This is a genomic window from Desulfobacter sp., from assembly GCA_028768545.1.
In the GTDB taxonomy this organism is placed as follows: domain Bacteria; phylum Desulfobacterota; class Desulfobacteria; order Desulfobacterales; family Desulfobacteraceae; genus Desulfobacter.
The window spans coordinates 996,602-1,012,591 of the sequence record CP054838.1; the positions used below are offsets into that span (position 1 = coordinate 996,602).

Below are 15,990 nucleotides of genomic sequence, written 5' to 3' on the forward strand. Positions count from 1 at the left end.
CATGGCAAATGGAGTCATCATTTGCAATCAGATCAGAAATAAAATTTGAAATACCTAAAAAAGCTGTAGATTTTCATGGATTTAATGGTAGTCTTATTTTCGCAGTGAATTGACGCTGATCTATCATAAGGAGATAAAATGAGCTTTCGTCTGTCTGTTTTCTTGTTTGTTTCTCTGTTCTTATTTGTCTTCGGCCTTTGTGCGAATGGTTTTGCATCTGACAACAGTCATTGGTCCAGGCAATTTTCAAAACCTGCTGCCACCACCAAAATGTCCGGGTCCACAGGGATGAGCGACTCGATAGGCAAGCCCACTATTAAAATGGCCTGGTGGAATTCTGCTGTAGATTTCAGTTCTCAAGAGGCTCCCCTGCCCGAAGGTGCGGACAAGCCCTTTGATATTGTTGAGCCCGCCGTGGATTTTACCTGATCGGGGTACTGTGATCTGGTATTCAAAACAAAGGACTGGGTTTAAAAAAATCGGACAGGGCTTGTCCTGCAATACCAGTCTCCGTGTGAAAAAGGGCATGGAACCGCCTGCGTTCTATGCGGCGGTGAAAACAAGCCGCGGCGTTCAAGGCAGTAAAATTCCTGTGGTTCTTGAGGTTGAAAACCAATAACCCATATGGCCACGCGGGTATGGCCGAAACCAGGTTTTTCTGGTTTTGGCCATTTTTAAGGATATCCAAGACAGAATCGAGGCAGACCAAAAATAAGGAAAAAATAAAGGATGCGGATCTGCAAATCATATGAGTTTGGAGAAAAGATCAAGGGATATCACCTGGGCTGGTCTCTGGCGGGCCCGCCTTTGATGTCGGTTTATTTTTATGCGTTTGACCATCTTTTTTTGGATACGGGACAGGCCCATATGGGACAGGAGGTCCTTGAAATTGCAGGGTCACAACAGGTGGAAACCATATTTTTAACCCACCACCATGAAGATCATTCCGGCAATGCCGCCCTGATTCAAAAGGCCACAGTCGCCCGGGTCTATGGTCATCCATATACAAGAAAGAAGCTGAAAAAAGGGTATAAAATTCTGCCCTACCAGAAATATGTCTGGGGCAGGAGCTCGCCTGTGCCTGTCCTTGACTTGCCCAGGACCATTGATACGAGTTTGGGCCCCATGATTCCCGTTCCCACGCCCGGGCACAGCCGGGATCATACCGCCTATTTTCTGCCAGACCAGGGCATTGTCTTTTCAGGGGATCTTTACCTGGGGGACCGGATTAAATTTTTCAGGGCAGATGAAGATATCAAGGCCCAGATTGGGTCTTTGAAAAAATTGCTGGAACTGGATTTTGACCAGCTGTTGTGCTGTCACAATCCCAGGTCCCAAAAAGGGCAGTCCCATTTGAAAGCCAAGTTGGAATTTTTAGAAAATTTTTATGGCGGGGTGATTGAATTGTTTCTCAAGGGGGCTGGCGAAAAAGAGATTTTTTCAAGACTCTGCCTTGAAGAGGATTGGTTTACCAAGCTTTTTTGTTTTGGAAACGTGAGTATGATGAACGGGGTGAAATCCTGCATCCGCCATTACCAGGGACATTGATGCAAAATGTGCTTGGGCTAAATTTTTTTGGTCATTTTTTTATTAAAGCGCTGAACATGGTCCATGATCTGGATGGATGCGGTTTTACCATCCCTGGCCTTGATGGATGCGATGATTTTTTTAAAATCTTTTAGATTTTCCAGGGTCCTTTCCTGGTTCATGGGCAGATAATACTCATAATAGTTATGGATATTGTCATGGACACTCTGCTGGAGAAATTGGAACATCGGGTTCCTGGACATGGTGCCCAGATAGGCGTGCATGGCTTCGTCTGTTTTTAGGAAAATTTCCCAATCTCCCTGTTCATAGTTGGCTTTGGCCTGGCGGTAAAGGTCTTCCATGGCCTGGATATCTTGTTTTGTGGCCCGTTGGGCGGCAAGCTCCACAATGCTGCCCTCGATTTTGATTCGAAATTCAGCCAGATGGTCCAAAGAGACATCCCCGGACCGGATCAGCAGGGCCAGGGACTGCATCACAGGTTCTGCATCAATTTGTTTGACAATGGCACCGCCTGCCACACCTAACTTAATTTCGATGAGTCCTTTTTGTTCAAGCACCCGCAAGGCTTCCCTCAGAGTTCCCCTGCTGGTGTTGAAGGTATCCTTGAGCTCCCGTTCTGCCGGCAGCCGGGTGCCGGGTTCAAGTTTCCCGCTTAGAATCGCATCCTGAATCTGTTCAACCACATCCTGGAATACCCTGCTTTGCTTTGCTTTTTTAAACATGGAGTGCCTTTGTTGTTGATCCTGTCTTCTGAATAACAATGGTAAAATCGTTAGTGTTTTAAAACATCTAAATCGTTTTATGTCAATTCATAAGTGGTTTGGCTTCCAATCAGGCCCGCCTTTATCTTTTTTGGGGTTTTTTCCAAGGGGGGTGGGGTGGGTGTGTTTCTTTTTCGGCCCGGTATACCGTTTGGGTTTTGCCGTGATCACCTGTTTTTGTTTCTCCTTGGCCCTTGGATCTTTTTCCACAAAAAGGGGATCCATTGTAAAGGGATTTTTTTCAGTGTAATACATGAGAGTGGAAAAGGTAGAGGGGGTCGGGGTGAAGATCTGGACCTGTTCCGGACTGGTTTTAAGTTTTTCCCGGGTGAATTTTTTCAAAAGCCTCATATCCTCTGCTGTGCATCCGGGATGGGCCGCAATGAGGTAATAGGTGAGAAATTGTTTTTTCCCAAGGGATGAATTGATCTGGTAAAATTCATCTTTAAAGGCCAGAAGATCATTGACGGTCTGTTTGCCCATGAGGGAAAGCACCCGGGGCTGGGTATGTTCTGGCGCGATTTTCATCTGGCCTGAAACATGGGATTGAACCAATTGTTTTAAATAGGCATGCCCTTTTTTTGTATCCTGAAGGATAAGATCGTACCGGATACCTGAGTTGATAAACACCTTTTTGATTTTCGGCAGGCGTTCAATGGCTGAAAGCAGCGCCATCTGGGGTGTGTGATCCGGTTTAAGCGAAGGACAGGGGGAGGGAAACAGGCACCGCCGGTCCGAACATGCCCCCTTTTTCAGCTTTTTTTTGCACTCATATCCGTACATGTTTGCCGTGGGCCCGCCAAGATCAAAGATGTATCCTTTAAAATCTTTGTCTTCTGTCATTTTTTTGGCTTCGGCTAGAATGGATGCCTTGCTTCGAAAGCTTACCGTTCTGCCTTGGTGGACGGTGATGGCGCAGAAGTTACACTCTCCGTAACATCCGTAGTGGGTGGGGATGGAAAACCGGATGGTTTCCAGGGCCCTGACGCTGCCCTGGGCCTTGTAGTAGGGGTGAAGATCCCTTTGGAATTTAAGGTCATGCATGGCATCCATCTCTTGGGTGGAAGAGACCTGGGCCGGGGGATTGAGGACGATGAACCGGTTTGCATGGGCCTGGCTTATGGTCATGGCGGTTGAGGGCTCAGTGTTGGCATAAAAGGTCATAAAACTTTGAATATAAAGATCCTTGTCTGCTGACACCTCTTCAAAGGAGGGCAGGCAAATGCCTTCGGGGGTGTTGCTGACATACCCGATCCCGGGGATTTCTCTGATTTCATCTTCAATTTGTAAATCAGGGGTATGGTCTGCCTCAGCTTTTCGTTTCAATGCCCGGGCCAGGCTGACAATGCCCTTGTGAGCCATTCCAAATAAAAGATAGTCTGCCTTGGTATCCAATAAAATAGAGCGCCTTATTTTATTGGACCAGAAATCATAGTGGGCAATCCGGCGCAGACTTGCCTCAATACCGCCGAGCACAATGGGTGCGGTGGGTTTGAAATAGTGTCTGACCAGGTTGGTATATACAATGGTGGCCCTGTCAGGACGCTTGTTGTTGGTTCCTCCGGGGGTGTAATCATCTTGTTTGCGTCTTTTTTTGGATGCCGTATAATTGGCCACCATGGAATCCACGGCACCTGCCGTGATTCCCCAGAACAGCCGGGGTTCTCCCAGTCGGGAAATATCTTTGTCCGTATCAAGGCAGGGCTGGGCAATAATGCCCACGGAAAATCCCTTTGATTCGAGCATCCGCCCCACAAGGCTGACACCCATAAAGGGCGAGTCAATATAGGCATCCCCTGTAACCAGAATAATATCCAGCTGGTCAATGCCTGATTTTTGCAGTTCTTCAGAAGTGGTGGGAAGGAACATGACACTCTTAAGGTTTAGTTTGGGTTGAATTTAAGCTGTCATCATAACAGGAAAAACTGTGGAATACAATGTATTGCGGGCCATGGGAAGAAAACAGGTGTTGCTTTTTGATATGGGTATGTTTAGAATGGGCCAACTTCAATTTAAGTGCACCAATACCGGAAAACAGCACCATGCAACCAAAAAAAGACGGGCTCAGCCTGAGAAGTCTTTCAGTTCAGTTCAGTCTGATTATTCTTGGAATTCCTACCCTGGTCCTCATGGGGTTTGGGCTGTATCAGATTAAAACCAACACCATTGCCCTGGAAGCTGAGCTGAATAAGAAACTGGCAAATGAAGCCGCCCAATTGTCTGCAAGCCTTTCCACGGCGTTGTTTAATTTCGACGATGAAACCTGCCAGGTGATTGTCAAGGCGGCCTTGAACAAACCCGAAATCATCAAGATCATTATCCGGGACCTGAATGAACCCTATATGAGCGCCGGCAAGGGGTACAAGCTTAAGGATGTTGAGTCCAAAGTGGTCCAGTACCCATTCTTTTTAAAAAGGAACAGATCGGCCAGCTTGAACTCATTGCCATAACCCGGCTGCTCAAAACCCGGCAGGCCCTGTTAAAGCAGTCCATTCTCTGGCAAATTTTGGTTCTGGACCTTATTTTGGCCTTTGTCATGTCATTTGTTCTTGTTTTACGGTTTGTCCGTCCCTTAAAAGAGCTTCAAAAAGGATCAGAACAGATTGCCAGAGGAGATCTGGATTATCCTATTTCTGTCCGGCGAAAAGATGAACTTGGGGCTTTGGCTGTGAACCTTCTTACGATGCGGGATGCGGTCAGGGAAAAGGTCAACTCCCTTGAGTCTGAAATCAAGCGCCATGAAAAAACATCTGTTAGGTTGAAAACCACCAAAGAATATATGGATACCATTATCAACTCCATGCCTTCCATGGTGGTCAGCCTGGATTCGGATTTAAACATTATCCATTGGAATGATAGAGCCCGGGAGTTGACCCGTGTGTCAGCAAATCAAGCCGTGGGAAAACGGTTGCTTGACGTGATTCCGGCGTTTGAGCCGCTCAGAAAAAATATTCTGGCCGCCATTGAGGATCGGCAGATTTATCTTCAGCCCAGACAGCCCAGATCCATTGGCACGGTCATGGTATATGAGGATATCGCGGTTTATCCTTTAATTTCAAAGTACGTGGAAGGCGCTGTGATCCGGGTGGATGACGTGACCGAGCATGTGAAGATGGAACAGATGGTGGTTCAGTCGGAAAAAATGATGTCCGTGGGCGGGCTGGCTGCCGGCATGGCCCATGAAATCAATAACCCCTTGGCCGGGATGATGCAGAATGCTTAAGTTGTGCTTCAACGGATTACCCAGGATATACCGGCCAGTGTTGAGGCGGCCAGGGCCGTGGGAACCAACCTTGAGGCCATCCGGACCTTTATGTCGGACAGGGGGATTACCCGCCAGTTGGAATCCATCCATCATGCCGGGGTCAGGGCCTCCCAGATTGTCCAGAACATGCTTAGCTTTTCGCGAAAAGATTATGCGGGCAAATCCTTTCATGATATTTCAGACATCCTGGACCTTTCCGTTGAATTGGCCAAAAGTGATTATGATCTCAAGAAAAAGTATGATTTTAAACGGATAGAAATTGAACGGGTCTATGACCAGGATCTGCCCCGGGTTTCGTGTGAAGCCAGTAAAATCCAGCAGTTTTTTTTCAATATTCTTAAAAATTGTGCCGAGGCCATTCAGGAGATTCGCACAGATGAAGACCGGCCGGCTCCCAAGCTGATTCTCAGGATATTCAAAGGACAATCCGAAGTTGTCGTGGAAATTCAGGACAACGGGCCTGGCATGGAAGAGGGGGGCCGCAAACGCATTTTTGAACCCTTTTATACCACCAAACCTGTGGGCAAAGGCGCACGGTTTATCATCCACCTTCCCGCCGCCTGACACTTTCCCTTTTTGATTTTTCCAAGCTTGGGGTTGACATTATCTGTTTCTAAATATAGAAACAAAGCAGGGGCAATCCCCTGGAATCTCTAACCTTGAGGGAGAGCGAAATCATGCAGACGAAAATTTTTTTAAGCGAAGATGAAATTCCCCGCCAATGGTACAATTTAGCCGCAGACCTGCCCGGGACGATCAATCCGCCTCTGGGCCAGGACGGTAATCCCATCAGCCCGGAGATGCTGGCGGCTGTATTTCCCATGAACCTCATTGAACAGGAAATGTCCCAGGACAGATGGATTGATATTCCCGAAGGCATTCTTGATCTTTTGTACCGGTGGCGGACCTCTCCCCTTCACAGGGCCTTTGCCCTGGAAAAGGCCTTGGACACCCCGGCAAAGATATTTTATAAAAACGAAAGTGTTTCCCCTGTCGGAAGTCACAAGCCCAATACCGCTGTGGCCCAGGCCTGGTATAACAAGGAGTTCGGTATCAAACGGTTGACCACCGAAACCGGTGCCGGCCAATGGGGATCTGCCCTTTCCTATTCATGCGCCCTTTTGGGGATGGAGTGCAAGGTTTTCATGGTCAGGGTCAGCTTTGACCAAAAACCCTTTAGAAAGGTGCTCATGCAGACCTGGGGCGGAGAGTGTGTGCCAAGTCCCTCCCCTGACACCCAGGTGGGCAGAGAGATTTTAGAACGTATGCCCGACACCCCGGGATCCCTGGGCATTGCCATTTCAGAGGCCATTGAGGCGGCCGTGGGGGATGAAACCGGTCTGACCCGGTATTCGTTGGGATCTGTGCTCAACCATGTGATGCTTCACCAGACCATCATCGGCCTGGAAACCAAAAAGCAGCTCAAAAAGGCGGGGATTGACTAGGTGGATACCATTATCGGCTGTGCCGGCGGGGGCTCTAATTTTGCCGGCCTTGCCTTTCCCTTTGTCTACGACAAGATTCACGGGGCGGACATTGAGATTATACCGGTGGAACCGGCCTCCTGTCCCACGCTCACGGCCACACCTTTTTCCTATGACCACGGGGATGTGGCCAAGATGACCCCCATGCTGCCCATGCATTCTCTGGGACATAAATTTATCCCGGCCCCCATCCATGCGGGCGGTCTGCGTTACCACGGCATGGCGCCTTTGGTTTCCCATGCGGTGGAGGCAGGGCTCATGGATCCCATTGCCGTTAAACAGCTTGAATGCTATGAGGCCGGGCTTCTCTTTGCCCGGACCGAAGGATTGCTGGTGGCCTCTGAAACCTGCCATGCCGTGGCAGCGGCCATACGAAGCGCCAACCAGGCCAAACAAGAGGGCAAAAAAAAGACCATTGTGTTCAACCTTTCCGGCCACGGCCTCATGGACCTTAACGGGTATGAAAAATTCATGGCAGGCGAGCTTCAGGATATTGCCCTCTCTGCCCAGGATGTGGAGGAATCCAGGAAGGTCAGTCTTGAGGGCCATCCCATACCCAAAATTTAATCCACCAGCCCGTTTTTATTTCCGGCCGGTCACATGGGGGGCTGGCCGGGTCTTTTTTCAGGATCCCATTAATAGCCCGATGCCTGCAACAGCAATCACAGCGCCTGCAAATGCCCGCAAAGAGACCTTTTCCTTGTGGATGTAAATGGAAAAGGGAATAATACAGACCGGGCTCATGGATAAAAAGGTGGAGGCCACCCCGGTGGTGAGGTAGTGGAGCACTAAAAGGGAGAGGGAGACCCCGAGAAAAGGGCCGATGATTGAGCCTGTGAGAGTATAGGTGAACGCTTTTTTATCCTTTAATGCCATGCTGACCCGTCCCCATTCTCGGGTCAGGGTAAAGAGGAGGGCAGAACAGGCAAAGGCGGCAATGGCACGGACCTGGGTGGCGGCAAAAGGATCTAAAAAACCCTCCTGGGTCTGCATGCCGGTTTTGCTCAACACATATCCGACTGCCTGGCCCAGCATGGCGCCGAGACCCCAAAATATTCCTTTTACATTGATTTTTGGGTCATTGGTTTTTTCGGGGTCCTTTTTTTCAAGGATCACCATACCGACCCCGGCCAGGGTGATGAGTATTCCAATCCATTGAAGGGGCAGGTAGATATCTGATAAAAATGCCCAGCCGAGAATGGCTGCCATGGGAGCGGCAAGGCTGAACAAGAGCAGGGCAAGTCTCGGCCCTAATTCCACCAGGGCCTTGAACAGGCAGATATCTCCCAAAAAAAAGCCCACCACTCCCGACAGGCTCAAATAGATCCAGGCGCGTTCAGGAAAATTGCAGGGAATAATATTTCCGGTCTTAAAAAACTGATAGGCCCCGAACAAGACCAGGGCCGCGAAGATCCTGACAATATTGACAGGGGTGGAGCCTACCCGCTTGGAGGCAGCACCGAACAATTGGGCGCTGATGGTCCAGCAGACAACCGTGGCAATGGCAATCATTTCGCCTGTATATGGCATGTCAGACTCCAGGCAAAAATTTGATTCTTCTCAAACAATGCAGAAAAGGGGCTTTCCCCATGGTTAAGACAAATTTCAAACCGTTCATTGTTAGATGAGAATGTGTCAGATTACAAGAACAAAGATTTCAGATCCTATTTACAAGCCCTTTTTTTATTCAAAAACGGTCACCGGTTTCAAGGGCGTGGGCGGATAAATCTGTCCTGCATTGGGGGGCATGGAGTTGTATACCCAGTCAATGTCAACCTCTCCTGTTTTGATTCCGTGTTTTTGTTTCATGCCTGTAAATTTTCCCCGTACCAGAACAGATTCCAGGGTGGTTTTCAGCCCGAATACGGCCACCTCTGTATGTTCAGGGATGCTTTTTTTTCCCAGGGCTCCGGCCGGGAAAAGAAGTTTACTCAGACCCTCAACTCGGCAGGGGATAAATGGAATCAGGCATGGGAACCCGTCTTCTTCAATGATGGACAAGAATTTAAGACTCAAGGGGCTGGTAAGCATTTTTTTGCCATAAGAGGTTAAGGGGGCATCCATGGGGGTGGCTGGGGATTGGCCTTTTAAAAAGGGGGTGAGCAGGGAATACCATCCAAGTTTTAATACCGGCAGGGAGGTTGCAGCCGTGGTTTCAACAAGATCAAAATAATGCACCCGGTGGATGGGGAAATAGGCGTTATATCGTTGCAGGGGGAAATTTTTATAGGTTTCAAGTTCAGGCCCCTGGTCTTTTTTGCCTGTCCAGCACATCTTTCCGGTCCAGAATTTTTTAGCCTGCCCTGCGAGAATAAAAAATGCCGCTTTGGGATTTTTTGTAAGATAATACTTGCTGTTTCCCCTGATAAATTGTCCAAGGGTCATGCAGGTGTCGTCCATGGCCATCAGAGAATTGATAAAGGTGATATGGGGTTTGCCTTCAAGGGTTTGGGTGGCGCAGAGCCCGATTTTCTCCATGGGGGCCATGGTGTTCATGTCAAAGGCATTAAAGCGATGTTTCATTCCATAATCTCCTCTTTATTCTGGGTTTCTCCCATGGGTCCTGTGGAAAATACTATTTTTTTGTTTATCCCGGACTGGATAGCCGTTTCTTTAAGTTTTTTCATTCTGGTTTTTTCAATGGGCAGGCTGTTTTCATAGATCCAGGATCGCCCCAGCGCTTTATACTTGCTTTTGCCCAGGGGATTAAAGGCGCATAATTCCCACCTGGAAACCGCACCGCCCAGGTGATTCATGATAAATTGGCCGATGCCTTGGATGTTTTCTTCCCTGTCTGTGGTTTCGGGAATAATCGGGGTTCTGATCCAAAGATCTGTATTTGTTCTCTGCAAAAGATCCGGTAATCGTCTGAGATTCCCAAGAATTTTTTTGTTGTCTGTTCCGGTGAATTTTTTGTGCAGAACAGGATCAATCTCTTTGATGTCAAAAAGCAGAAGATCAATATGGTCCATCAATCGTTCCAGAATATCAAAAGAGACCTGGCCGCAGGTATCCAATGCCGTATGAATTCCCCGGGCCTGAAGCTGCTCCAGCAGATTTCCAAGGAATTTATGCTGAAACGTGGCCTTTCCTCCCGAAAGGGTGACCCCTCCATCGGAGGTTTCAAAATAGGCCCTGTCCTTGACCAGTTCAGCCACCAGGTCATGGGCTCTCCAGTCTTTGCCCAGAATCTCCATGGAAAGGGTGGGGCAATGTTCGGCACATTCACCGCAGGAGAGACAACGTTCGCGGTTGATGACCATGCCGTCAGGGTCTAAGGCCAATGCATTCTGCCGGCAGGTCTCCACGCAGATCTTACAGCCGATACAGCCTGAAGAATGCCAGACGATCTGGGGGGCGGGTGAAATGCTTTCCGGGTTATGGCACCAGCGGCAGGCCAGGGGGCATCCCTTGAGAAAGACCGTGGTGCGCAGGCCAGGACCGTCTTCCGTGGACATTCTCTGGATTTCGAGCACCCGCCCTAAAATGCCTAGGCTCTTTTTTTCCAGGGATTGTTTTGGGGCGGTATTAGAATTGACCATGGCTGATCCGTTTGATGACCTCGTCCTGAAGCTCTTTCCCGATGCTGGTGAAATAGGCATTATACCCTGTGATCCTGACCAGAAGGTGGCGGTGATCCTTGGGGTTTTTCTGGGCATCCTTGAGCATTTCAGGATCCAGCATATTGATCTGAAGGGCCGTGCCCCCGTTTTTATTATATCCCTTTAAAAAGGCTTTGAATTTTTTCTTGTGGTCCGGATCTTTTAAAAGGGAGGGGTTAAAGGTGATGGTGTGGGAGGCCCCGTTGGGCAGGTCGTTGACAAAGGCTTAGAAATCGTTTTTTGTACCTTTTTTTTACCGCCCAGCACCTTGCCCACTGAATTTGAATTGGCTGTGGGGCCGTTGATGTCCGCCCCGTTTGAAGGACAGATGGCATTGGAGAGAAATTGTCCTTGTTTTCTTCCGTCTGCACTGGCCGCCATAACATGGCTGTCCCCTGCCCAGTAATTCCAGGAGAGCATGCCCGGCCGGAACTGCCGGTGGGTGGAAAGGGTTTTATGCTTCCAGGTCTCTTTGCAGAAGATTTTCATGACCTGTCTTGCCAAATCATCTGCCTTGTCATCATCCCGGCCGTATTTCGGGGCCCGGTTTTTGGCCTTGGCCTGGAGGACTTCATACCCCTTCCAATTGGCTTTTAAGGCCTGGACCATCTGGGACATGGTGCATTCTTTTTTATTAAAGACCAGGTGTTTTATGGCTAAAAGAGAGTCCACAGTGGTGGCATAGGTCACGGCCTCCATGGTGGTAAAACTGATCTGTGCTCCCCCTCTTGTGATGTCTGTGGCTTTTTCCATACAGCCTTGAACCAGGCAGGATAAATAAGGGGTGGCAAAATAATCGTGGCGCAGGGATTCTGATAATTCATAAAGATCGACACATTGGCTGACAATATGGGCCATCTGGGTTTCAAAGGCCTCCATAAATTGTTCAAAGCTGTGAAACGAGTTTGGGTCTCCCGTGTCAGGTCCGTCCTGTTTGATTTTTTCTGTTTTCCCGGTCACAGGATCGATATAGGCAATCAGATCTTTTCCCCGGGCCAGGACAAGCTCCACTGCCTTGAGCAGGTTTAAATTGTTGTCCACGGTGCCGGACCTGTCATTGCCCACCATGGTGTTTTCAAGACACCCGACCGGGGCATAGTCATGGACATTTTTATCATGGATGAGATTTGGGATCCTTCCTTTTTGTCCCTGGAGGAGCATCCCGGCCATGGACCGTTCGTCAAAGTTTAAAAGAAAGGGGGCGCCCTGGCTTTTGCTGATCATGTCAATGCATTGGTCATAGAGCTTTTCAGAACTGTTTTGGTGGAGCCTGACATTGGGTTTGGGCTCTAAAATGGGGGACATCTCGTCAATGACCTCAAGGATCATGAAGGTCAGTTCATTGGTCATATCCCGGCCGTTTTGGCCCATGCCGCCCAGGGTGACCAGCTGGCCGTAGCCTGCGGTAATTCCCTGGTTGCCGCAGCGGATGGTGGCGTCATAGGCTGTGTTGCAGTGGATCCAGAAGCATTTGAGGATTTCCTTTGCAAATTCCCTGTCCATGCCCGCAGCCTTTGATATTTCCCAATAGGGGAGCAGGTATTGGTCCATCCGGCCCAAAGAGACTCCGGGGCCGGGATAGTTTTCGTCGCTCATGATGAGCATATGGTTCATCCACAGGGCCTGGACCGCTTCCCAGAAATTCTGAGCAGGTACCCAGGGCACCTGGCAAAGATTTTCTGCCATCTGGACAAGTTCTGTTTTGCGGCTTTCTTTTTTTTCTTTTTCGGCAAGATCCATGCAGAGGGCGCTGTATTTTTGGGCCAACTCCTTTGGCATCAGGCTTGCGGTTTTCATGGCCCGAAGCTGGGCGGCTGCCGGACCGGATTTTTGGGCCGGAGGGATCTGGTCCAACCGGGTGGATATTTCCTGGTGAATGCCCTTCCATCCCAGTTTCAAGGCTTTTTCATGGCCGGGTACAAGATGGCCGCTGGTCGCGCCGGCATTGCCGTATCCATGATCATGAAACCACTTGACCTTTGCCCTGATCCCGTTTTTGCCAAGGATTCGTTTATTATAGGCGGTTTGTTCTTTTTGGGTCAGGCACATGGAGGTCATGATATTAAACCGGCCCCCTGCAATGAGATCGCCCGGCAAAATTTCCTGGGGCAGGTGATTGACCATCACCTCTTTGACAAAAAGGGCCCGCCGTTCGGCAATGCTTTTGTCAAAAAAGTTTTTTCCAAGGGGAACCGGCCTTGAGGCCTGGGCATAGCCCCCCTTCATAACGTCAAACATCAAATAGGTCTCCGGCACAATATAATAGGTAAACTCATGGTATTGGAGGTCCCAGGGCGTGCCCGTGGTCCAGGCCGTATACTCGTTATTCCATTTTCTTTGGTTCCCTTTGAAGTAATAGTCTTTCAGCCATTGGATCCTCTGTGAATTTTGTTTTGTTTTCCGGTTCTTTTTTTTAATTGGATTCATGGGCCCCCGCTTTTGATTGGTCTATGAATTTTCGAAGATGGCTTTCCCCGTGGCTGAGCATATCCTTCATAATGGTTTTGGCCTTGTCCTCGTTTTGATCTGCAATGGCCCGGACCAGGCGGGTATGGAATCCGAAGACCTCGGGCACAAGGCTATGGTCTGAAAAGAATTTTACAGAGATGCTGATGTAAAATTGTTTCATGGAATTGAGAAGCAGGGGGTAGATCAGGTTGTCCGATGCCATGGCCAACAGATGGTGAAATTCAAAATCCAGTTGGGCCACCCTTTGTTTTTCTTTTGGGTTCATCTTTTTTTCCCGGTCAAGCAGGGCCTCAAATTGAGATAAATGGTCCTGGTTCCTTTTTTGGGCGGCCAGGCTTGCATTTTCCACCTCAAAGAGCAGGCGCATGTCCAGAACCGAATTTAATAGTTTTTCAGAGACCTGGCCCTCTCCGTATTCAAACAAGGTGGTCAAAACAAACAAGGAGCCTTGTTTTCGGTAGTCGTTAATGACAGACCCTTTTCTCGGGACCATGGTGACAAGCCCTTTGGATACAAGGTCCACAAGTCCCTCGTGAACCACCGGACGGCTCACCCCCATCTTTTGGGCAAGCTCTCTTTCCGGAGGCAGTTTTTCACCAATTTTAAAGTATCCTGAAAATATCAGTTTTTCAAAATCCTGGATAAAAAGATCTCGAAGGCTTGAACTCTGAATGGGTTTGATCATGATTTTTTCCTATAAATTTTGGCTGGTGGTAATACCACTATGAGAAATACGGTCTTAAAAGTCAAGAAAAAACTTCAGGTCTCTGCCTTTGAAAGAGAACTTCCGGCAATGGTTTTTTGGGGTATCTTGATAGAAATTCTCTTAAATGGTATATTCATTCGATTTTTCAACTTTTAACAGCGGAAATTACAAGGGCGTGAAGAAAAAGGATAAAACCATATACCGGTGCCGGTCTTGCGGGGGGCAGACCCCTAAATGGCTGGGCCAGTGCCCGGAATGCGGGGACTGGGATTCTCTGGTCGAAGAAAAGATTCTGCCGAGGACACCGGGCAAAGCCGGCGCTGCAAGACCTGCTTTTGCGGCAAAGCCGGTGCCCATTGATTCTGTGGATGTGACCCAGTCCTTGCGCTTGAAAACTTCGATCACCGAGTTTGACCGGGTGCTTGGGGGGGGGATTGTGGACGGGTCTCTTGTGCTTATCGGCGGGGATCCGGGCATTGGTAAATCCACCCTCATGCTTCAGGTTTTGTCCACCCTGTCAAAGGCCGGAAAAAAATGCCTCTATGTTTCGGGTGAGGAATCCGTCAGCCAGCTTTCCATGCGGGGGCAGCGTCTGGACTCCTCTTGTTCCTCCTTGTTTGTGGTCTCTGAGACGGATTTGGATGCCATTCTGGCCATGGCGGACAAGGATGCCTACGATGCGGTGGTCATTGATTCAATCCAGACCGTATTCCATCCGGATATCACCTCCACCCCGGGAAGCGTGGCCCAGATCAGGGAAGCAGCCATGCAGTTCATGCGCCTGGCCAAAACTTCTGGAACGCCCATTTTCCTGGTGGGTCATGTGACCAAGGTCGGGGCCATTGCAGGTCCCAGAATCATGGAGCATATGGTGGATACCGTGCTCTATTTTGAGGGGGACAAAAGCCATATTTTCAGGATACTTCGGGCGGTAAAAAACAGGTTCGGGTCTACCAACGAGATCGGGGTGTTTGAAATGAGAGAGCAGGGTCTCACCCAGGTGCCCAATCCCTCTGCCGTGTTTTTGTCAGAACGGTCTGCCATTGCGCCGGGATCCGTGGTCACGGCCAGTATGGAAGGCAGCCGGCCCATTCTCGTGGAAATCCAGGGCCTGGTCTCCACCACAGGGTTGGGTACGCCTAGAAGGACCGTGTTAGGGCTTGACAACCACAGGGTGGCCCTGATCGTGGCGGTCATGGAAAAACGCCTTGGCATGAACCTTTCAGGACTTGATATTTTCATGAATGTCACCGGCGGGGTCAGGATTGCAGAACCTTGTGCAGACCTTGCCATTGCGGCAGCTTTGGCCTCAAGTTTTCTGGACAGGCCCGTGCACAAGGAGACCACTTTGATCGGGGAAGTCGGGCTTACAGGGGAAATTCGGGCGGTGAGCCATGCCCAGGCAAGGATCAAGGAAGCGGCAAAAATGGGATTTACGAGGTGTCTGGTGCCGGCCTCAACCCTAAAGCAGTTGTCAAAGGTAAAGGGCATGACCATTGAGAGTATTCGTTATTTAAAAGATGCTGTGGAGGTATTGTTTGAAGGGTAAGGGGAAAAAGGGCGGTAAAGGGGGGCAGTGGGCAGATCATCTGACCCAGAAGGCCAAATCCCAAGGATATCCGGCAAGATCGATTTTCAAGCTTGAAGAGATTCAAAAAAAGTTTTGTGTGATGAAAAAGAAAGATCGGATTCTGGATTTGGGGTGTGCACCTGGCTCGTGGATGCTTTACGCGGCAAAACAGGTGGGAGATCATGGCCAAGTGTTGGGCATTGATTTAAAGGCCATTGAAATTAAGCTTCCCAAAAATGTCACAGCGGTCCAGGACAATATCCTGGCATTGGCAGATCCGCAATTTTTAGGGCAGGCTCAAGGCTTTGATCTGGTGATGAGTGATATGGCACCGGCCACCACAGGGCGTAAGGACGTGGATGCATTAAGGTCTTTTGAACTGTGTCGTATGGCATTGGACACGGCCTTGAAAACGCTTTGGGCAAAGGGACATTTTGTTTGTAAAATTTTCCAGGGCAATGAATTCAAGGCGTTCGAGAAAGAGGTGAAAGCCTCTTTCAGGGAATGTAAAATATTTAAGCCGGAAAGTTGCAGAAAACAGAGTAAAGAAATATATATTATAGCAAAAGGTAAAAAATAAGGAGG

The 15,990-nt window shown here is 49.0% G+C and carries 15 protein-coding genes and 1 pseudogene; 8 read left to right on the plus strand and 8 right to left on the minus strand.

Translation table 11 applies throughout. The features are described from left to right. Positions 1-138: 138 nt before the first annotated feature. Both HUN05_04805 and HUN05_04810 read left to right on the plus strand, forming a co-directional pair. Positions 139-429: a hypothetical protein gene (locus tag HUN05_04805; GenBank protein WDP84551.1), complete on the plus strand. Its 291-nt coding sequence runs from the start codon at positions 139-141 to the stop codon at positions 427-429. 300 nt (positions 430-729) lie between these two features. Then, entirely contained in the window at positions 730-1,548 is an 819-nt protein-coding gene (locus tag HUN05_04810) for an MBL fold metallo-hydrolase (protein WDP84552.1), read from the plus strand. Between the two features lie 17 nt (positions 1,549-1,565). Here the strand turns inward: HUN05_04810 and HUN05_04815 are convergent, their stop codons facing one another. Beyond that, positions 1,566-2,270, minus strand: a complete 705-nt coding sequence (locus tag HUN05_04815; protein WDP84553.1) for a FadR family transcriptional regulator — start codon at positions 2,268-2,270, stop codon at positions 1,566-1,568. Between the two features lie 87 nt (positions 2,271-2,357). Continuing rightward, positions 2,358-4,178, minus strand: a complete 1,821-nt coding sequence (locus HUN05_04820; protein ID WDP84554.1) for a YgiQ family radical SAM protein — start codon at positions 4,176-4,178, stop codon at positions 2,358-2,360. Positions 4,179-4,351: 173 nt separating this feature from the next. Between HUN05_04820 and HUN05_04825 the strand changes: the two genes are divergently transcribed. From HUN05_04825 to HUN05_04840, 4 genes and pseudogenes are all read left to right on the plus strand, one after another. Then, positions 4,352-4,759, plus strand: coding sequence for a hypothetical protein (locus tag HUN05_04825; GenBank protein WDP84555.1), 408 nt, complete (start codon positions 4,352-4,354; stop codon positions 4,757-4,759). Between the two features lie 86 nt (positions 4,760-4,845). Continuing rightward, positions 4,846-5,532 (plus strand): HAMP domain-containing protein, encoded by a 687-nt coding sequence (locus HUN05_04830; GenBank protein ID WDP84556.1) that lies wholly within the window; start codon positions 4,846-4,848, stop codon positions 5,530-5,532. A gap of 3 nt (positions 5,533-5,535) precedes the next feature. After that, positions 5,536-6,138 carry a HAMP domain-containing histidine kinase gene (locus HUN05_04835; GenBank protein WDP84557.1) on the plus strand — a complete coding sequence of 201 codons (603 nt, stop codon included), beginning with the start codon at positions 5,536-5,538 and terminating at the stop codon, positions 6,136-6,138. Between the two features lie 113 nt (positions 6,139-6,251). After that, positions 6,252-7,625: pseudogene (locus HUN05_04840) on the plus strand (TrpB-like pyridoxal phosphate-dependent enzyme). Between the two features lie 57 nt (positions 7,626-7,682). On the opposite strand, the gene HUN05_04845 reads toward HUN05_04840, so the two are convergent. From HUN05_04845 to HUN05_04870, 6 genes are all read right to left on the minus strand, one after another. Further along, positions 7,683-8,588, minus strand: a complete 906-nt coding sequence (locus HUN05_04845; GenBank protein WDP84558.1) for a DMT family transporter — start codon at positions 8,586-8,588, stop codon at positions 7,683-7,685. Between the two features lie 153 nt (positions 8,589-8,741). Next, positions 8,742-9,581, minus strand: a complete 840-nt coding sequence (locus HUN05_04850; GenBank protein ID WDP84559.1) for a hypothetical protein — start codon at positions 9,579-9,581, stop codon at positions 8,742-8,744. Further along, a complete protein-coding gene (locus tag HUN05_04855) occupies positions 9,578-10,600 on the minus strand; it encodes a glycyl-radical enzyme activating protein (protein ID WDP84560.1) in 1,023 nt (340 codons plus the stop codon). The genes HUN05_04850 and HUN05_04855 overlap by 4 nt, the downstream gene beginning before the upstream one ends. Next, the gene (locus HUN05_04860; GenBank protein WDP87930.1) at positions 10,587-10,871 is read right to left on the minus strand and encodes a hypothetical protein; all 285 of its coding nucleotides are present in this window, start codon (positions 10,869-10,871) and stop codon (positions 10,587-10,589) included. The genes HUN05_04855 and HUN05_04860 overlap by 14 nt, the downstream gene beginning before the upstream one ends. After that, a complete protein-coding gene (locus tag HUN05_04865) occupies positions 10,823-13,087 on the minus strand; it encodes a hypothetical protein (GenBank protein WDP84561.1) in 2,265 nt (754 codons plus the stop codon). The genes HUN05_04860 and HUN05_04865 overlap by 49 nt, the downstream gene beginning before the upstream one ends. Further along, positions 13,074-13,814: a FadR family transcriptional regulator gene (locus HUN05_04870; protein ID WDP84562.1), complete on the minus strand. Its 741-nt coding sequence runs from the start codon at positions 13,812-13,814 to the stop codon at positions 13,074-13,076. Before HUN05_04870 ends, HUN05_04865 begins: the two co-directional genes overlap by 14 nt. A gap of 196 nt (positions 13,815-14,010) precedes the next feature. Here HUN05_04870 and radA point away from each other — a divergent pair, with 196 nt between their 5' ends. After that, the gene (gene radA, locus HUN05_04875) at positions 14,011-15,384 is read left to right on the plus strand and encodes a DNA repair protein RadA (protein ID WDP84563.1); all 1,374 of its coding nucleotides are present in this window, start codon (positions 14,011-14,013) and stop codon (positions 15,382-15,384) included. Beyond that, entirely contained in the window at positions 15,356-15,985 is a 630-nt protein-coding gene (locus HUN05_04880) for an RlmE family RNA methyltransferase (GenBank protein ID WDP84564.1), read from the plus strand. Before radA ends, HUN05_04880 begins: the two co-directional genes overlap by 29 nt. Positions 15,986-15,990: the final 5 nt, after the last annotated feature.